Annotated in this window: 18 protein-coding genes; 3 read left to right on the top strand and 15 right to left on the bottom strand. The window is 38.3% G+C overall.

Translation table 11 applies throughout. The features are described 5' to 3' along the window. Window positions 1-323: 323 nt before the first annotated feature. Window positions 324-779 carry a DUF2269 family protein gene (locus GI584_RS06980; protein WP_153790755.1) on the top strand — a complete coding sequence of 152 codons (456 nt, stop codon included), beginning with the start codon at window positions 324-326 and terminating at the stop codon, window positions 777-779. A gap of 127 nt (window positions 780-906) precedes the next feature. Here the strand turns inward: GI584_RS06980 and GI584_RS06975 are convergent, their stop codons facing one another. From GI584_RS06975 to GI584_RS06905, 14 genes are all read right to left on the bottom strand, one after another. After that, entirely contained in the window at window positions 907-1,680 is a 774-nt protein-coding gene (locus tag GI584_RS06975) for an urease accessory protein UreD (protein ID WP_100361357.1), read from the bottom strand. Then, complete coding sequence (ureG, locus tag GI584_RS06970) at window positions 1,681-2,298, bottom strand: urease accessory protein UreG (protein WP_153790754.1); 618 nt, start codon at window positions 2,296-2,298, stop codon at window positions 1,681-1,683. Between the two features lie 16 nt (window positions 2,299-2,314). After that, window positions 2,315-3,040 carry an urease accessory protein UreF gene (locus GI584_RS06965; protein ID WP_153790753.1) on the bottom strand — a complete coding sequence of 242 codons (726 nt, stop codon included), beginning with the start codon at window positions 3,038-3,040 and terminating at the stop codon, window positions 2,315-2,317. Then, window positions 2,982-3,425: an urease accessory protein UreE gene (locus tag GI584_RS06960; RefSeq protein WP_100361360.1), complete on the bottom strand. Its 444-nt coding sequence runs from the start codon at window positions 3,423-3,425 to the stop codon at window positions 2,982-2,984. The genes GI584_RS06965 and GI584_RS06960 overlap by 59 nt, the downstream gene beginning before the upstream one ends. A 12-nt stretch (window positions 3,426-3,437) precedes the next feature. Next, window positions 3,438-5,153 carry an urease subunit alpha gene (ureC, locus tag GI584_RS06955; RefSeq protein ID WP_153790752.1) on the bottom strand — a complete coding sequence of 572 codons (1,716 nt, stop codon included), beginning with the start codon at window positions 5,151-5,153 and terminating at the stop codon, window positions 3,438-3,440. 14 nt (window positions 5,154-5,167) lie between these two features. Beyond that, entirely contained in the window at window positions 5,168-5,518 is a 351-nt protein-coding gene (locus GI584_RS06950) for an urease subunit beta (protein ID WP_100361362.1), read from the bottom strand. Between the two features lie 12 nt (window positions 5,519-5,530). Beyond that, the gene (gene ureA, locus GI584_RS06945) at window positions 5,531-5,833 is read right to left on the bottom strand and encodes an urease subunit gamma (protein ID WP_100361363.1); all 303 of its coding nucleotides are present in this window, start codon (window positions 5,831-5,833) and stop codon (window positions 5,531-5,533) included. 15 nt (window positions 5,834-5,848) lie between these two features. Next, on the bottom strand, window positions 5,849-6,538 hold the full coding sequence (gene urtE, locus GI584_RS06940) for an urea ABC transporter ATP-binding subunit UrtE (RefSeq protein ID WP_153790751.1): 690 nt from the start codon (window positions 6,536-6,538) through the stop codon (window positions 5,849-5,851). Further along, complete coding sequence (gene urtD / locus GI584_RS06935; RefSeq protein WP_100361365.1) at window positions 6,525-7,289, bottom strand: urea ABC transporter ATP-binding protein UrtD; 765 nt, start codon at window positions 7,287-7,289, stop codon at window positions 6,525-6,527. The genes urtE and urtD overlap by 14 nt, the downstream gene beginning before the upstream one ends. Further along, complete coding sequence (gene urtC, locus GI584_RS06930; RefSeq protein ID WP_100361366.1) at window positions 7,249-8,331, bottom strand: urea ABC transporter permease subunit UrtC; 1,083 nt, start codon at window positions 8,329-8,331, stop codon at window positions 7,249-7,251. The genes urtD and urtC overlap by 41 nt, the downstream gene beginning before the upstream one ends. Before the next feature lie 18 nt (window positions 8,332-8,349). Further along, window positions 8,350-9,252, bottom strand: a complete 903-nt coding sequence (urtB, locus tag GI584_RS06925; protein WP_100362526.1) for an urea ABC transporter permease subunit UrtB — start codon at window positions 9,250-9,252, stop codon at window positions 8,350-8,352. 149 nt (window positions 9,253-9,401) lie between these two features. Beyond that, window positions 9,402-10,685: an urea ABC transporter substrate-binding protein gene (gene urtA / locus GI584_RS06920; RefSeq protein ID WP_153790750.1), complete on the bottom strand. Its 1,284-nt coding sequence runs from the start codon at window positions 10,683-10,685 to the stop codon at window positions 9,402-9,404. A 1,292-nt stretch (window positions 10,686-11,977) separates the two neighbouring features. Further along, a complete protein-coding gene (locus GI584_RS06910) occupies window positions 11,978-13,153 on the bottom strand; it encodes a pyridoxal phosphate-dependent aminotransferase (protein WP_153790748.1) in 1,176 nt (391 codons plus the stop codon). A gap of 5 nt (window positions 13,154-13,158) precedes the next feature. Then, a complete protein-coding gene (locus GI584_RS06905; protein ID WP_100361370.1) occupies window positions 13,159-13,950 on the bottom strand; it encodes a carbon-nitrogen family hydrolase in 792 nt (263 codons plus the stop codon). A gap of 155 nt (window positions 13,951-14,105) precedes the next feature. Between GI584_RS06905 and GI584_RS06900 the strand changes: the two genes are divergently transcribed. Together GI584_RS06900 and GI584_RS06895 are read left to right on the top strand one after the other, a co-directional pair. After that, a complete protein-coding gene (locus GI584_RS06900) occupies window positions 14,106-14,564 on the top strand; it encodes a GNAT family N-acetyltransferase (protein WP_228552359.1) in 459 nt (152 codons plus the stop codon). 40 nt (window positions 14,565-14,604) lie between these two features. Continuing rightward, entirely contained in the window at window positions 14,605-15,117 is a 513-nt protein-coding gene (locus GI584_RS06895) for a DinB family protein (RefSeq protein WP_194842147.1), read from the top strand. Window positions 15,118-15,172: 55 nt separating this feature from the next. Here GI584_RS06895 and GI584_RS06890 read toward each other — a convergent pair whose 3' ends face one another. Then, window positions 15,173-16,558 (bottom strand): aminotransferase-like domain-containing protein, encoded by a 1,386-nt coding sequence (locus GI584_RS06890; protein ID WP_100361371.1) that lies wholly within the window; start codon window positions 16,556-16,558, stop codon window positions 15,173-15,175. Window positions 16,559-16,607: the final 49 nt, after the last annotated feature.

Below are 16,607 nucleotides of genomic sequence, written 5' to 3'. Positions count from 1 at the left end.
GAAGAGGCTGGGACATAACTAAATAGGAATAACGAGAATCCGAACAATCTGAACTTAGCGTAGGCAAAATACGCAGACTCCTGTGGGAACTCACACTAGCTGAAGATCCACTGTGTGAAGAAGTGCTCTTCTTCACACAGTTAGCTGAAGCCGTGCCCACGGAAAGCGAAGTATTTTGCCGAAGCGGTACATTTGCTCAGGCATTAATGTTCGGATTTTTCCTGTTTAATTACTCTTTTGTCCCAACCTCTTTTATAATTCATCATTTTGTCAATTACTTTTCGTTATCATTGTTTTATAATGAGTGAGAAGAGGGTGATCGAATGCAATCAATTTATACATGGCTTGTTATTATTCATATTTTTTCTGCAATTGTTGGAATTGGGCCAGGGTTTGTGCTGACTATTATTGTAAAGTCTGCTAACACCCTGCCTGAAATAAGACATGCTTTTGCATTAAAAAAGAAAGTACATATTTTTGTGATGATTGGTGGCATACTTGTTTTAGTAACTGGGCTTTTGATGGGCTCAATCAGACCAATACTTTTTCAGCAAGGGTGGTATCTTACCAGCATGATTCTCTACTTCATCGCACTTTCGTTAGGACCAACACTGCTCAAAAAGTTTTCGGCACCAATTAAAGAACTGATTGCTGATCAATGTCTTGAAAGAGTTCCTGAGCACTATAATGAAAATCTCCAGAAACTGTTGCGTGTGGAATATATAGAAAACGCCTTGTTGTTAATTATTATATTCCTGATGATTACAAAACCTTTTTAGAATGAAAGTCGCAAGAGATGACCTAATTAAAAATTGAGCGCTTATTAGAACGGTATTTTCCTAGGCTTTTATGACAAATCTTTGCTCATCCTATGGAGATTTGTTGTTTATAAGGTAAAGCTAGCAGTTACACACTAACTGCTAGCTTTTGGTTTCCCAATTGATCCATTTCTTTTTTTATTCGTGGTAAATCATTGGATAAAAAACGCACTAAATACCCGGCATCACGCAATCTAGTGATACTTATCTGATGATCCGCTGATGAATGATTCCACTTTTCCACATCCAATTCTATTTCTTTATCTATTAACCAGACACTTGCTATATAGTAATAGTCTCCCATTACCCCAAAATGTTTCACATCCTGATGGCTCGGCTCAAAGCGCAAGCTATCATAAACCAGACAGTCATCCTCCATCCATACTTCTAGTTGCGTGTGGCATTTATCAAACGTGAACCGTTCCCCTCGTTTTTCCCGTCCTGGATATAAAATTTCTTCCCAGTAAAAGCGACTGTTTTTTTTCATATTTACCGTCGTATGACTGTGGAATTCACTTTCGGCAAAAGGAATGACTTCTTCTCTTTTCCATGTTAAAGAAGCTTGTTCGCCTAATTCGATCTGAACTTGTTGTCTGCTTGGATTGCCATTGTAGGCTGGATACACTTTTGTCGCAGCCTGGGGATGCAATGTTACGTGAGTACCCTTGTCTAAAAGAACACTATATGCATTCGTATCTCCTGCTACAAGTCCACCAGAAGATTCCATTAAATAAACCGTGATATCATTTGGATTATCTACATACAAACCTCTGCTTGCTTTCAGTGGCGGTTGATAATAGACATCTTTCATGATCGTTTTCTGCTTGCGCAACGCAAAATAAAAATCGAGTTTCCCATCCATTTACGATACTTCGCTTCCTTCTAATAACATGGCATGCTGAATCCACTGAATGACTTCAGGAATACCGTCACCTTTTTTTACATTGGTAAAGACAAACGGACGCTCTTTACGTGCTTCTTTTGCATCTACTTTCATTTTATCAAGATCAACTTCCACGTATGGTGCCAGATCAATTTTGTTAACGAGTAAAAGGTCTGATCTTGTTACACCTGGACCACCTTTTCTCGGGATATCGCCACCTTCTGCCACATCAATCACATAAATATATCCGTCGACAAGCTCTGGACTGAACGTGGCAGATAAATTATCGCCACCACTTTCTAGTAAAATAATATCAAGATCATCGAAGCGACGTTTTAATTCGTCAATTGCCTCAAAATTCATCGATGCATCCTCACGAATGGCTGTGTGTGGACATCCTCCTGTTTCGACACCGATAATCCGATCTTCTGGTAAAATGCCTTGTTTGATTAAAAATTGTGCATCTTCTTTGGTATAAATATCATTTGTAATAACGGCAACACTATAATGGTTCACCATCTCTTGTGTTAACTTTTCAACGAGAGAGGTTTTACCAGAGCCAACAGGACCTCCGACCCCTACAATAACTGGTTTCATACAACATTCCCCTTCCTTAAGATATAAATAATCGTGAGCTTAAATATTTATGTTGCATTGATGCAAGTTCGAGACCAACAGCATGATTAGACAAATTTGACAGGTCACGATTCAACACATTTACCGTTGCTTTTTCCATCTCCGGTATTAAGCGATGAATCACTTCAATTCCAGCTTTTTGACCGAGCGGAATTGCTCGAACGGCGTTGTGAACTAGTCCAATCGTTGATGAATACAAAAAAGTAAGCACGGTTGTATAAAGATCAAATGCTAAATCTTTCGCATATAGGCTATATACAATTGGGAAATGAGCGATCACCTTTTTCTCCTGCAAAAGTTGATACCATTCCTCGAGAGACGGTGTGTCACTGACAGGCAATACTGCTTTTACAAATTGTTTGCCAATCATACTGCTCGCTTCTCTAGTCTCTTCTGCATTTTTGCTGGCATCACATATTTTTTCCAATCGAATTAATTCTGCCAGTTCCTCTTCTTGATAAGATTCCTTGACAAAAATACCATCCGTATAGGCAACATTTTCATGGAGATACATTTGGCAAAAATGAAATAAATCGCCTTTTGTTCTAATTAAATCCTCTTGAATAAAGGTCTCCATCCCAAACGAATGAGTATAGGTGCCAATCGGAAAAGCAGAGTCATGGATATGCATTAAATAGAGAAACTTAGTGTTGATGCCCTCTGTATTTAAATGGCTCTGTGAACCTTCTTTCTGTCTTCTCATACCTAACACCTACTTCATCAAATAAACGTTCTAGCGTTTCATCATAGCGCACAACAATTTCTGATTCTGAAATAAGACATGGTGTATGACGATTACCTAATTCAAATGCAGCCTTCCCCATTTGTACGATATTTTCTGGGTAAACGACGTAGACTTTTTCTTTTTTCGTACGGATAACAATTTGTTTTTCCTCATCTTCAAACACAACATCGCCTACTTTTAATGGTGCTTTTTCCTCTAAGGATATGGCGACATCTGTGCCTTTATCTGTTGTTTTTCTGATAATGCGTTTATTTAATTCATCCCAATCGAGTTCAATCCACTCGCGATTCGGATGATCTTTTGGTTTTTCTTCGATATTCGTGATTACTTCTTTCGTTAACATCTTATTTCCTCCTTAGAATAAATAATAGCGTTGTGCCATCGCTACCTCTTCAAAAGGTTCACAAGTGATGATTTCACCATCAAGTTTTACTTCATATGTCTCTGGATCTACTTCAATTTGTGGTGTTGCATCATTCAAAGGCAGATCCAGTTTCCCTATATTTCGGCAGTTTTGCACAGGACGCACTAGCTTCTGCAAACCTAGCTCTTCATGAACCTTGTCTTTGTATGCTGCTTGTGAAACAAAGGTAATAGCGGTTTTATATTTCGCTTTTCCTAGCGCGCCAAACATCGGCCGCATCATCACCGGCTGTGGTGTCGGAATCGATGCATTCGGATCACCCATTTGTGCATAAGCGATCATACCGCCTTTTACAACTGTTTCCGGTTTTGTTCCAAAAAATTTTGCATCCCAAATCACCAAATCCGCCAGCTTTCCAACTTCAACCGAGCCGATCTCGTCGCTCATTCCATGAGTAATCGCTGGATTAATGGTATACTTTGCCACATAGCGCTTGGCACGAGTGTTATCATTTTCCGCTTGTTGATCTTCCTGTAAAAAGCCGCGCTGTTTTTTCATCTTATCTGCTGTTTGCCACGTTCGGGTAATACTTTCGCCAACACGTCCCATTGCCTGTGAATCAGAAGAGATCATACTAATTACACCTAAGTCATGTAAAATATCTTCTGCTGCGATTGTTTCCGGACGTATCCGTGAATCGGCAAAAGCCACATCCTCTGGTACGTTATGATCCAAGTGATGACAGACCATTAACATGTCAAGATGCTCATCAATCGTATTAACCGTATATGGTCTTGTTGGATTAGTTGATGATGGCAGCACATTAGGAAAAGATGCAATCTTCATGATATCTGGTGCATGTCCTCCCCCTGCCCCTTCCGTATGATAGGTATGAATCACACGGTTGCCAATTGCCTTGACGGTGTCTTCCAGAAAACCAGCTTCATTTAATGTATCGGTGTGGATTGCCACTTGCACATCCAATTCGTCTGCCACACTGAGACATTGACTGATCGCTGCCGGTGTTGTTCCCCAGTCCTCATGTAATTTCAGACCTATGGCACCAGCTTTGACCTGTTCTCGTTGTGGATCAGGTGAGGAAGCATTTCCTTTTCCTAAAAAGCCTAAGTTGATCGGATATTCTTCTGCTGCCTCCAACATTCGGTGGATATTCCACTCGCCCGGTGTACATGTCGTTGCATTTGTACCCGTTGCAGGCCCGGTACCACCGCCAAGCATCGTCGTAAACCCTGCTGCCAAGGCTACTTCTATTTGTTGCGGACTGATAAAATGAATATGTGCATCTATTGCACCTGCCGTAACGATTTTCCCTTCACAGGCAATCACTTCTGTTGAGGCACCGACCACCATATTTTCGGTGACCCCTTCCATCACATCTGGATTTCCACCTTTGCCAATAGCAACAATTCTTCCATCCTTAATCCCGATATCTGCTTTAACAATGCCAGTATAATCGAGAATCAACGCATTGGTTAAAATTAAGTCCAAGACGTTTTGATCACGCGTTCTTGTACTGCTTTGCCCCATACCATCTCGTAATACTTTTCCACCGCCAAAGACACTTTCATCTCCATATGTCGTGAAATCTTTCTCGATTTCGATCCATATATCGGTATCTGCTAGCCGAATTTGATCCCCAGCTGTCGGACCATATAGAGCAGCATATTGCTGTCGTGAAAGTTTCATAGAAATGCTCCTTTCTAAAACCCTTTTTGCTTAATTGTTTCTGTAATCTCTGCAGTTTCTGATACACTACCGTTTGTCAGGTTATTAAGTCCGTATACATGTTTGTTTCCTGCTATTTCAACGAGCTCAACTTCTTTTTCCTCCCCTGGTTCAAAACGTACTGCTGTACCCGCTGGAATATTCAATCGCATGCCGATCGCACTTGTCCGGTCAAAATCAAGCTCTCGGTTTACTTCTGGAAAATGATAGTGCGAGCCAACTTGAATTGGACGGTCACCTTTATTGGCAATTTTTATTGTTTTCGTACCTCTTCCTTGATTAATTTCAATTTCTGGTTTGGCTAGTTTGATCTCACCAGGAATCATCTAAAAACCTCCTTACATAATCGGTTGATGGACAGTTACCAGCTTCGTACCATCTGGAAAAGTCGCTTCAATCTGTACACTTTCGATCATCTCCGGAACACCTTCCATCACATCGTCAGAAGTCAATACTTTCTTTCCTTCCTGCATTAGTTGCGCAACAGTTTTTCCTTCACGTGCACCTTCTAATAAGTAACAGCTGATTAAAGCAGTGGCTTCCGGATAATTTAGTTTTAATCCTTTTTTTCTCCTTTTCTCTGCCAATTCACCCGCTAAGAAAAGTAGTAATTTCTCCTGTTCGACAGGTGATAACTTCATGAAAACCCCTCCCATTTATACACTTAAATAACGATATACCTCATCATCTTTCACTTGATCTATTGGATTCTCATATACTACCAAACCGTGATCAATCACATATAAATAATCCGCTACACTTTTAACGAAATCTAAATTTTGCTCTACTAGAATCATCGAAGTAGCTGATGTATTTTTAATATCTACAATAACGTCTTGAATCTCCTGAACAATATTCGGCTGAATCCCTTCTGTCGGTTCATCTAGTAACAAAAAGGATGGATTCGATACTAACGCACGGGCGATAGCCAATTGCTGTTGTTGTCCACCACTTAAATCCCCGCCATTTCGTTTAGCAAAATCTTTTAAGATCGGGAAATAATCGTAGATTTTCTCATCTACCTTCTTTTGGTTACCAGCTTCAAGTCCAATGAGCAGATTTTCATAGACTGTTAGCTTCGGAAAAATTTCTCTTCCTTGCGGGACATAGCCAATTCCTTTCTGGGCACGTGAGGAGGAACGGGCATTGGTAATGTCTTCAGACTGATAGTGGATCGATCCTTTTTTCGGATGCAGAATACCAATGATCGTCTTTAATAAAGTAGATTTCCCTACCCCATTTCTTCCCATTACACATATGACTTGGTTTTCCTTTACATCCATATCGATCTCACGGATGACCATACTTTCTTCGTAACCAGCTTCCAGTCCCTTAATTGACAACATTCTCCTCAACCTTTCTGCCTAAATATACTTCCCTCACCGTCGGATCCTTTTGCACTTCTTCCATACTTCCTTCAAAAAGTAATTGCCCCTCATGCATCACCGAAACAATATCTGCATATTCCTTCACAAAGTCCATATCATGCTCGACGATTAATACCGCACGATCCTTTGCTATTTTCGTAATTAATTCCCCTGTTTTGTTACGTTCTTTCTTCGACATCCCTGCAATGGGCTCATCCAATAACACAATATCAGGTTCCTGCATTAAGACCATCGCAATTTCCAGCCACTGTTTTTGACCGTGGGCAAGGGAGCCTGCCTGCTGATGCTGTACTTTTTTTAAACCGACTAGTTCGAGCATTTCATTAATCTTCTTTTTTTGTTCATTTGTCCATTTTGCCTTGATCATCGAAAATAAGTTTTTCTTCTGCTTCATTGAGATTTCCAAGTTATCTATTACTGTCAAGTTTTGAAAAATCGATGGGGCTTGGAATTTTCGAGAGATCCCTTGATGAACAATTTGATCTTCCGTTAATTTGGATAGTTCTTTTCTTTCCTGTAATTTTATTTCCCCCGTCGTTGCTTTGGTTTTACCACAAACAACATCGAGTAAAGTGGTTTTTCCTGCTCCATTCGGCCCGATTACAAAATGGACGGATGTCGGTTGGACCGCGAAATCTAACTGATTAATGGCTTTAAAACCACTAAAGTCAACTATAACTTTTTTCAACTTCAACACTGCTTGAGACATCTTGTTTTTTCCTCCGATCACTCCATTTTTCAAATAAACCAGTAATACCTTTTGGCAGGAAGACGACAACAAGTACGAACAATAACCCTAAGAAATAAGTCCATATATCTGGGTATGATTCACTGAATCCTGTTTTTGCCGCATTAACAAGAACTGCTCCAATAATTGGACCTATTAATGTACCGCGTCCACCTAATGCGACCCATAACACCATTTCAATCGATGGAATAATGCCAATCATCGTCGGTGAAATAATTCCGACTTGCAGAACGAATAGCATACCAGCAAGTCCTGCAATCGCAGCCGATAAGGTATAAATGAATGTTTTATAGGCAGATGGATTGTAACCAAGAAATCGCATGCGGTTCTCACCATCACGAATTCCGACGAGTATTTTTCCGAATCGGCCTTTAATAAGCTTACGACAAGCGAAAAACACAAGACCCAATACCACTACCGTAATTAAATAAAAAGCTGTCTGGGTAGAAGCCGCGTTGACCTGAAAACCAAATAATGTCTTAAAGTTGGTTAAACCACTTGTCCCACCAGTAAGGTTTTGACTTCCGACAAATAAGGTAACGACGACTAATACAAGAGCCTGTGATAGAATCGTAAAATAAACACCACTTATCCGATTTCGGAAAGTTAAGTAACCAAGAAATAAAGCCACGATCGCAGGTATCAATATACCAAGTAAAATAGCGATGATCGGAAATTGAAACGGAATCCATATAAGTGGAAGTTCACCCATTCCGCTCCATGCCATGAAATCAGGTAATTTTCCTCCTGTTGCTTCTAATTTCAGATACATCGCCATACAATAAGCACCTAAACCAAAAAATATCCCGTGCCCTAGACTTAGAACACCTGTGTAACCCCACAATAAGTCTAAACCGATTGCCAGAATAGCAAATGCTAGAAACTTACCGAGCAAATTCAAACGAAAGTCTGACATAAAAAGTGGAGCTGCTAATAACAACAGAAAAATCAAACTAAAAATGACTCTCTGACTTAATAGTTTTTGATAAATCGTATTTTGCATGATTCAACGCTCCTAATTTTAATCTAGTGATCTTGATCGTGACATGACAAGACCGGATGGTCGCCATTGTAAAAAGGCAATGATGACAATGAATATTAAAACTTTACCTAGTGTTGCATTTGTCACATATTCGAAAATCGTATTTAAAATCCCAATACCGAAAGCTCCAGAAACTGCACCAAACAGTGCACCAACTCCACCAACAACAACTACCATAAAGGCATCAATAATATAACTTGTTCCTATTGTTGGACCTATTGCACCTAGCAACGTTAATGCACAGCCAGCAACACCAGCGAAACCAGAACCAATTGCAAATGTCAGCATATCTACTTTTCTAGTGGAAACCCCCAAACATTCTGCCATTTGTCGATTTTGCATAACTGCTCTTACTCTTCTACCACTTGCTGTTCGGTAAAAGTAATAAAAAATGCTGAATAAACAAACAATCGATAATCCTAAAATAAATAATCGGGAATAGGGCAAGATTAACGAGCCAACTTCTAACCCTCCAGTTAAAAAGGACGGACTTGTTACTCCTACGTTCGGTGCCCCGAAAATCGATCTTGCTGTTTGTTGTAAAATAAGACCAACACCCCATGTAGCTAGTAAACTATCTAAGGGCCGCTTATATAAATGGCGAATTAACGATACCTCTAACAGCATCCCGATGCCCGCTGCTACGATAAGTGCAACCGGAATAGAAATAATAAAATACAAGTCAAAATATTCCGGCGGAGCATAGTTCATAAAAATAGTTTGAATAACGTAAGTGATATACGCACCAACCATGATTAATTCCCCGTGTGCCATATTAATGACATTCATCAAGCCAAATGTAATCGCAAGCCCCAATGCAATCAATAGCAGGATCGAACCTAGACTTATTCCGTTAAATAAGGTTAAAATGATTTCATTCAATCCAAACAATCCTTTCCTTCATGAAGAAGGAAGCGGGCACTTAGCCCAACATCCTCTTTCATCTTATTAACTGCCAATTCATGTATTTTTTTGTAACATTTGATGTGAACTTCATTGTAAAAAAAATAGTTTTTTATTTTTTATATTTTCTATTCTGCTAAGGATTCACTTAAATCTGATGCCCAATCGTATTCGTCTAAATAAGGGTCTGGCTTAACAGGTTCTTCTGTTTGCCATAGCTCTGAAATCATACCGTCACTCTGTACTTCACCAATTCTTACGGTTTTATACACGTGCTGGTTGTCCCCATCAATCGTTACCGTTCCGTTTGGAGCATCAAACGTAATTCCTTTCGCCGCTTCTCTAACTTCATCCACATCGGTTGTTCCTGCTTCTTCAACTGCTTTCGCCCATAAATAAACGCCAAAGTAACCTGCTTCAATCGGGTCTGCTGTTACCGCATCTTCTCCATATTCTGCTTGATAGCTAGCAACAAATTCTTCGTTCTCAGGTGTATCCGTTGTTTGATAATAGTTCCAGCTTGTTAAATGCCCTTCAATAACGTCTGCGCCAATACCTTTAATTTCTTCTTCTGCAACACTTACAGATAAAACCGTAATATCATCTGATGTAATACCTGCGTCTTTTAACTGTTTAAAGAAAGCAACGTTACTGTCACCATTTAATGTATTGAAAATAACATCCGGATTTTCATTTCTGATTTTTGCAATGACTGTATTGTAATCTGTATGTCCTAACGGTGTATATTCTTCACCGACTAATTCTGCACCTTCGTTTTCTAACTGCGCTCTAATAGCTGCGTTTGCCGTTCTGGGGAAAACATAATCTGATCCCAAAAGGAAGAAAGAATCTCCTCTATTTTCTAACAACCAATCTACTGCTGGTACGATTTGCTGGTTTGGAGCTGCACCTGTATAGAAGATATTCGGTGAATCTTCCATTCCTTCATATTGAACCGGATAGAATAATAAGCCATTATGTTCTTCTACAACTGGTAACATCGCTTTACGACTTGCTGAAGTCCAGCCTCCAAAAATCGTTGCAACTTCATCTTGCTGTAGTAATTTATTAGCTTTTTCAGCGAATGTCGGCCAGTCTGAAGCACCATCTTCGATCACCGGCTCTAATTGTTTGCCAAGTACACCGCCATTTTCGTTAATTTCTTCAATGGCAAGAAGCTCTGCTTGTTGTACAGATGTTTCACTAATTGCCATTGTTCCACTTAATGAATGTAAGATCCCTACTTTAATCGTATCCCCATCATTTCCTTCATTACTTTCACTTTCCTCTGTTGTCTCTGTCCCTTCTTCGGGATCTGTAGCACTTGCTGCATTATCTGCCGCCGAACATGCCACCATAAAGATTGCAAGTAATCCTAAAATTAATAGATAGAAAAAATTCCTCTTTCTCATTTTTCTGCCCCCATCCAAGTTTTAATTGATTTACATAGATAAGGCTAGCAAATAAAAAAAATCTATTCTAACAGTGTGTTAGGTTTCCTCACATTATTTTTAAAATATTCTGACATATCAAGAATTAAAATATTGTAAGATTTTAGCAATTTGATAGAGTTGTTTTGTTAAGAAGGTTAAAAAAGAACACTTTTTTGATGTGATTTTGAGGTTGGGTTGATACATAAGGAGAAAATCCTTTCAATAGAACTAACACAAGCCTCCTCATCAAGAGAAAGCTTGTGTATGATTTATTGTATAGTACCCTGTTTCGATAATACTCGAAATGTTAGAATATCTATTTTATATACCTTTTAAATAATAGTGAAGGAGTGCCATCAAGCTAGAAAAACCGGGCAAAACCGCCCAACCTTATAACGAAATGCTAAGTAGGTCTGTGGAAATTGCTATTAGTAACCATTATGAAATATATCGACAGTTTGACCACCACTCCGGCTGCCCACTTCCCTTTCCGTGGGGTTTTCCCTTCAGCTAACTTTTTCGAGCAAAAACCGCTCAAAAAAGTGGATCTTCAGGTCAAACGAGTCCCACAGGAGTTGAAGTGGGCGGCCTTCGCTTAATGCATGCGCTACAATATTTGTAAGACCTAGCAACATGGGTTATTATCCCTGTGAAAGTGCAAAAATATGGCATTTGAATCACTAATAGTGCGTGTTCAAAAAGTTGCCAATTTAGAAGCAAGAAGGTCGAGGCGGTGCAGTTTCGAGTAGTAGAACGTATGCTTTTAGATACGTGAGCAACGGAGAAACTAGCCACCGAAGAGATTCGCCGCTTATCATTTGGTGACTTTTTGAACAACCTTTAATAATGTTTATAAAACCAATATGCTTTTTCTGATTTTCGTTGTAGAAAAAGGTATAGCGGAGGCAGACCGTTTCGACTCCTAAGGGAATAGCATGATCTGAAGAACCACTTTTGCAGGAGCGAACTCCTCCTAGAAAAGTTAGCTGAAGAGCATGCCCCTTGGAAAGTGAAACGGTCAGCCGCAGCGGGTGGCTTGCAGAAGCTATCTTTCAAAATGACAACCATGAGAAGTACACATCTTACTCTATCTGCCTATCTATCCTTGCTTTTTTAATGACATGCTTTGAATCAACCTATTCCTACCTCTGATAAAAATTGTGATACCAATGGTTATATACTTTCCTTACCTTTAGAAAAACATAAGAAAAGAGTAGCACAAATCACATGAACTGGATATATTGTGCAAATGAACAATCAGTAAGGTTAGCTTACAAGAATAATGACAATTTTCTGATTCGTTCACACGCTTCGATTAATCTATCCTGATGATCTAGTAATGCAATGCGAACATAGCCTTCACCTGAAGTACCAAACCCACTCCCCGGCGCAACAACAACATGCACTTTTTCTAATAAGAATTCAGCAAATTCCTCAGAACTATAACCAGCAGGAGTAGGCATCCAAACAAAGAAAGATCCCTTACTCGTACCGCCACGCCAGCCAATCTCTTCCGCTTTTTGTAAGAAGGCATTTCTTCTTTGCTCATATTCATGATTAAGCTTTTGGGTTGCTTCTTGGCCGTCTTGTAATGCTTTTTGAGCTGCTGCTTGAATAGCTCCGAAAATACTTACATAATAATGATCTTGAATAAGTTCAATCGCTTGAATCACCGACGGATTGCCGACTGCAAATGCCACTCGCCAGCCTGCCATATTAAATGATTTCGACAAAGTATACATTTCAATGCCAATTTCTTTAGCCCCTGGTGATTGCAGAAAGCTTTGCGGTTTTTCCCCATCATAACCGATCGCACCATAAGCAAAATCATGGACAACACAGATATGATGTTTTCTCGCAACCTCAACCGTCTGATCAAAAAATTCTTTTGTGGCAGTGGCAGCAGTTGGATTATTAGGATAGTTGAGGAACATTAGTTTTGCTTTGTCTAAATCCTCTTGGGCTAGCATCTCATAATCAGGTAAAAAAGCATTTTCTTTCAATAATGGCATATGTACAGGCTCTGCATTTGCAAGTGCGATTCCTGACATATAATCTGGATAACCCGGGTCAGGAACAAGCACTTTATTATATGGATTCAACAAACATTGACTAACTTCCACAAGTCCTGTTTTGGAACCAAATAAAATCGCTACTTCTGATTCAGGATCAACATCTACACCGTATTCTCTTTTATAAAAATCTGCTATCTCTTTCTTTAAAAAAGGATATCCCTGAAATGGCGAATATTTATGAAACGTTGGATTTTCACTTGCTTCCTGCAAAGCTTCCACAATAAAATCGGGTGTTGGTAAATCTGGATTACCTTGTCCAAGATTAATGACATCATGACCTTGTTTAACCAGTGACTGCGTTTTTTTCACTAACTTTGCAAAGAATTGTTCAGGTAATCGTTTTAGTTTATCGGCATATTCGAATTCTGTCATATTGATCACTCTCCATATAAATGTGGTACCCGGCTATCAAATACAGGTATATTTTTGCGTATTTCTGCTACTTTGGTTAAATCAATACTTGCACTAATGGTGGATTCTTGTTCGGGAAGTCCTGACGCTACAAGTTCACCGGATGGATTAATTACCATCGATTCCCCGGCAAAATCGGTACCATTACAACTCCCGCTACTATTAGCTGAAATAACATAACATTGATTTTCAATCGCCCGTGCATACTGCAGGAATTTCCAATGATCTTTTCGAGCTGTTGGCCATTGCGCCACAATATGGAGCACCTCTGCCCCCTGTAACGCTATTGCTCTCATCAGTTCAGGAAAACGAAGATCATAACAGATAATCACACCCATCTTGACACCTTCGAGTTCGAATATTGCTCCTTTTGCTTCCCCTCCATTTAAATATTTTGGTTCATCTAACATCGGAACGAGATGCATTTTGTCATAATGATGGACAAGTTTACCTTCGCGATTAAATACATAACTCGTATTATAAATACCATTTTCTTTTTGGTTAGCAATAGAACCACCAATAATATTTATATTATTTTTTTTGGCTAAATCGCTTAGAAAAGGGATCGTATTTTCACCGTTGTTGTCCGCTAAACCATCTAGTCTATCCAATGCATAGCCGGCATTCCACATTTCCGGCAAAACAACAGTATCTGGTTTATCATCGTCAACTTCTCTTTCTATCCAGTTTTTAATTTTCTCTCTGTTCGCTTCCGGATCTGCAACGACTACATCCATTTGATAAATGGCATATTTCATGTCAAACACCTACTTTTTTTTGCTTTTATTTTATTGTAAAGCATAACAGGGAGATAAGCGAAAAAATTTAACTTACTTATTGTTAAATAGGAGATATCATTGTATATTTATAAAATCAATAGTATGATTATACAAAAATAACTGAGGTGATCATTTTGTATAAGGCTTGTTGGGAGTATAGAGATTATCTGATTACAATGGATAAAGATGCATTAGATTTAGAAGTAATCCATAACTTTTTGAGCAATGAATCATACTGGTCAAAAGGAATTTCCAAAGAAGATGTGATCAAATCTATCCGTAATTCTGCTTTTTGTTTCGGGATGTATTTTATTGATCCCATTGACAAAAAACGCAAACAGATAGGCTTTGCTAGAGTCATTTCTGACCTGGTCACTCACGCCTATTTACAAGATGTATTTATCCTAGCTCCATATAGAAACAAAGGATTAGGCAATTGGCTGCTTAATACTATCACTAATTATGAAGAACTAAAGCTTCGCAGATTTATGTTAGCTACTGATGATGGTCATTCTTTTTATTCTAAGTTTGGCTTTCAACCACTTGATAATCCTAACTTCTTCATGCAGAAAAAAGGAAAAGGAGCCATTTAATATTGTAACATGCTAAAATGTTTAAATGAGGAGTGATCAGATGGTCTCAAATTTAAAAGTGGAAATGGATATGGACCGCACCGTAGGTATGCTTTATGCTATGGTGGATGAAAATTATCATCGTCTTAAAAAGATTGTTGCTGGTATGTCACAAGAGGAAGTAGATTTTAAAGGTCCTAGCAAGAAATATAACAGTACAGCACAATTATTAAGACATTTAGCATTCGTCGATTTAAACTGGGTATATAGGATAAAAGAGGAAGAAATGCCGTTAAACTTAATGGAAAAATACGGACCAATGCTAGATGAAAATAACCAATTACCACTAATTAAAGGTATTTCTCTAGACGTACTTCTGAAAGACTATGATAAGGTCATAAATATGATGAAAAATGCATGCTACCAGTTAACAGATAAACAACTGAATCAGGTAGTGGAATATGGTAACGGAAAGAAGGCAACCATTCAATGGGGAATCTGGCATATCGCAGACCATAACAGGTATCATCAGGCACATATCAATCAGTTGCGAAAATGGTATGCTGAAGCCTAGATGGGTACATATCAAAGGACCACTCATATTGGTGGTCCTTTTAAGTTATATTACATCACAAATTCTTTAATTGTTCATTGTCCTTCATTATTATTTGCTGATTTTTTAATGTATCAATGTATTTTGCAATGGTTTCTATCCCTTGAGAAATTTGATTTTTATTTACTTGTGCTATACACAACCTAATTAGATTTTCCTTTTGAAATTCTGGCAAGTACATTCTCTTAGCATCATCAACAAAAACATTTTCTTGTAGTAGCGCATTAACTAATCGTTTTGCCGATAGCGTTCTTGGTAAATAAATCGACATATAGAAGCCTGTTGCAGGTTTAGTAAATTGATAATTTTGTGACAAATATTGTTCACATGCTGCTTTCACTATCTCCATTTTTGTTCTGTATAAATCTTTAATGCTCTCCAAATGGTTATTAAACATACCACTTTTTAAATAGATTTCTAAAGCACCTTGGGAAATTGTCGTACTAAACAAATCATTACTAAATTTATAGCGAGAGAAAGTGTTTATTAATAGTTCAGGTAATACGGCTACACCTATTCGCAATCCCGGAAGCATTATTTTAGAAAAACTTTTAATATAAATAACTTTTCCTCTTGGGTCATAGGTAAACATTGGATCTGACTTTGCATTGATGTCAAGATCACCAAATATATCATCTTCCACAATATATACATCATACTTATTAGCAAGTTCAACTATTTTCTTTTTTTCTTCATTCGAATAACTATGACCAAGTGGATTATGAAAACGCGGAATAACATAGAAAAATTTAATATCGTTATGACGAAACATATATTCTAATCGGTCTAAATCAATGCCTTCCATTGTGAGCTGTATACCGAATGTTTTTACATGGTGAAGTCGTACTGCTTCTACTGCACCGAAGTAAGTAGGCTGTTCTATAAGAATATTTGATTTACCATTTGGAAAAGGCATATGCGTAAGTAAATTAATTGCCTGCTGTGATCCAGATAGAATAAATATTCTTTCAGGACTAGTAAACACCTGTCTGTCTTGTAAATGTTTAATTAGTTCCTTTCTTAAAGTCATCAACCCTTGCTGGTGAGAATATGAAAAAAGTTCTCCTTTATATAAATCTATTGCTTGATTAATACAATGTTGAAAATCCTTATAAGGCATCGCTTCTTTATCTGGTCCTGCAGATAAAAAATCAATTTCAGGAGTATCTACTCTGTTTTTTAAAAGATTTACATGATTTACTACATAGTATCCACTCTTCGGAACCGAATAAATGATATGTTGTTTTTCTAACTCATGATAAGCTTTAATGATGGTGTTTCTACTACAAGAGTATTCTTCAGATAAAATTCTGATAGAAGGTAGTTTGACACCAGACTTTAAAGTACCCTCTATGATTTTCTTTTTCAAGTCATTCATTATATTGTTGTATTTTGTACTCATTAGGTGCCTCCTTCCATTCTGTACCCATACAGAATACCTAAAAAAGGAT

The organism is Gracilibacillus salitolerans, from assembly GCF_009650095.1.
Classification (GTDB): domain Bacteria; phylum Bacillota; class Bacilli; order Bacillales; family Amphibacillaceae; genus Gracilibacillus; species Gracilibacillus salitolerans.
Note: the sequence above shows the minus strand (reverse complement) of the source record. Positions and strands in the feature narration are given on the sequence as shown.

Excerpts from the sequence above, each read along its gene's own strand:
- urtC (WP_100361366.1), bottom strand. The coding sequence starts at position 8,331 with ATGCAAAATACGATTTATCAAAAACTATTAAGTCAGAGAGTCATTTTT.
- GI584_RS06905 (WP_100361370.1), bottom strand. The coding sequence starts at position 13,950 with ATGAAATATGCCATTTATCAAATGGATGTAGTCGTTGCAGATCCGGAA.
- ureG (WP_153790754.1), bottom strand. The coding sequence starts at position 2,298 with ATGAAACCAGTTATTGTAGGGGTCGGAGGTCCTGTTGGCTCTGGTAAA.
- GI584_RS06890 (WP_100361371.1), bottom strand. The coding sequence starts at position 16,558 with ATGAGTACAAAATACAACAATATAATGAATGACTTGAAAAAGAAAATC.
- ureC (WP_153790752.1), bottom strand. The coding sequence starts at position 5,153 with ATGAAACTTTCACGACAGCAATATGCTGCTCTATATGGTCCGACAGCT.
- ureA (WP_100361363.1), bottom strand. The coding sequence starts at position 5,833 with ATGAAGTTATCACCTGTCGAACAGGAGAAATTACTACTTTTCTTAGCG.
- GI584_RS06980 (WP_153790755.1), top strand. The coding sequence starts at position 324 with ATGCAATCAATTTATACATGGCTTGTTATTATTCATATTTTTTCTGCA.
- GI584_RS06965 (WP_153790753.1), bottom strand. The coding sequence starts at position 3,040 with ATGAGAAGACAGAAAGAAGGTTCACAGAGCCATTTAAATACAGAGGGC.
- GI584_RS06975 (WP_100361357.1), bottom strand. The coding sequence starts at position 1,680 with ATGGATGGGAAACTCGATTTTTATTTTGCGTTGCGCAAGCAGAAAACG.
- GI584_RS06910 (WP_153790748.1), bottom strand. The coding sequence starts at position 13,153 with ATGACAGAATTCGAATATGCCGATAAACTAAAACGATTACCTGAACAA.
- GI584_RS06960 (WP_100361360.1), bottom strand. The coding sequence starts at position 3,425 with ATGTTAACGAAAGAAGTAATCACGAATATCGAAGAAAAACCAAAAGAT.
- urtD (WP_100361365.1), bottom strand. The coding sequence starts at position 7,289 with ATGTCTCAAGCAGTGTTGAAGTTGAAAAAAGTTATAGTTGACTTTAGT.
- urtE (WP_153790751.1), bottom strand. The coding sequence starts at position 6,538 with ATGTTGTCAATTAAGGGACTGGAAGCTGGTTACGAAGAAAGTATGGTC.
- GI584_RS06950 (WP_100361362.1), bottom strand. The coding sequence starts at position 5,518 with ATGATTCCTGGTGAGATCAAACTAGCCAAACCAGAAATTGAAATTAAT.
- GI584_RS06895 (WP_194842147.1), top strand. The coding sequence starts at position 14,605 with ATGGTCTCAAATTTAAAAGTGGAAATGGATATGGACCGCACCGTAGGT.
- urtA (WP_153790750.1), bottom strand. The coding sequence starts at position 10,685 with ATGAGAAAGAGGAATTTTTTCTATCTATTAATTTTAGGATTACTTGCA.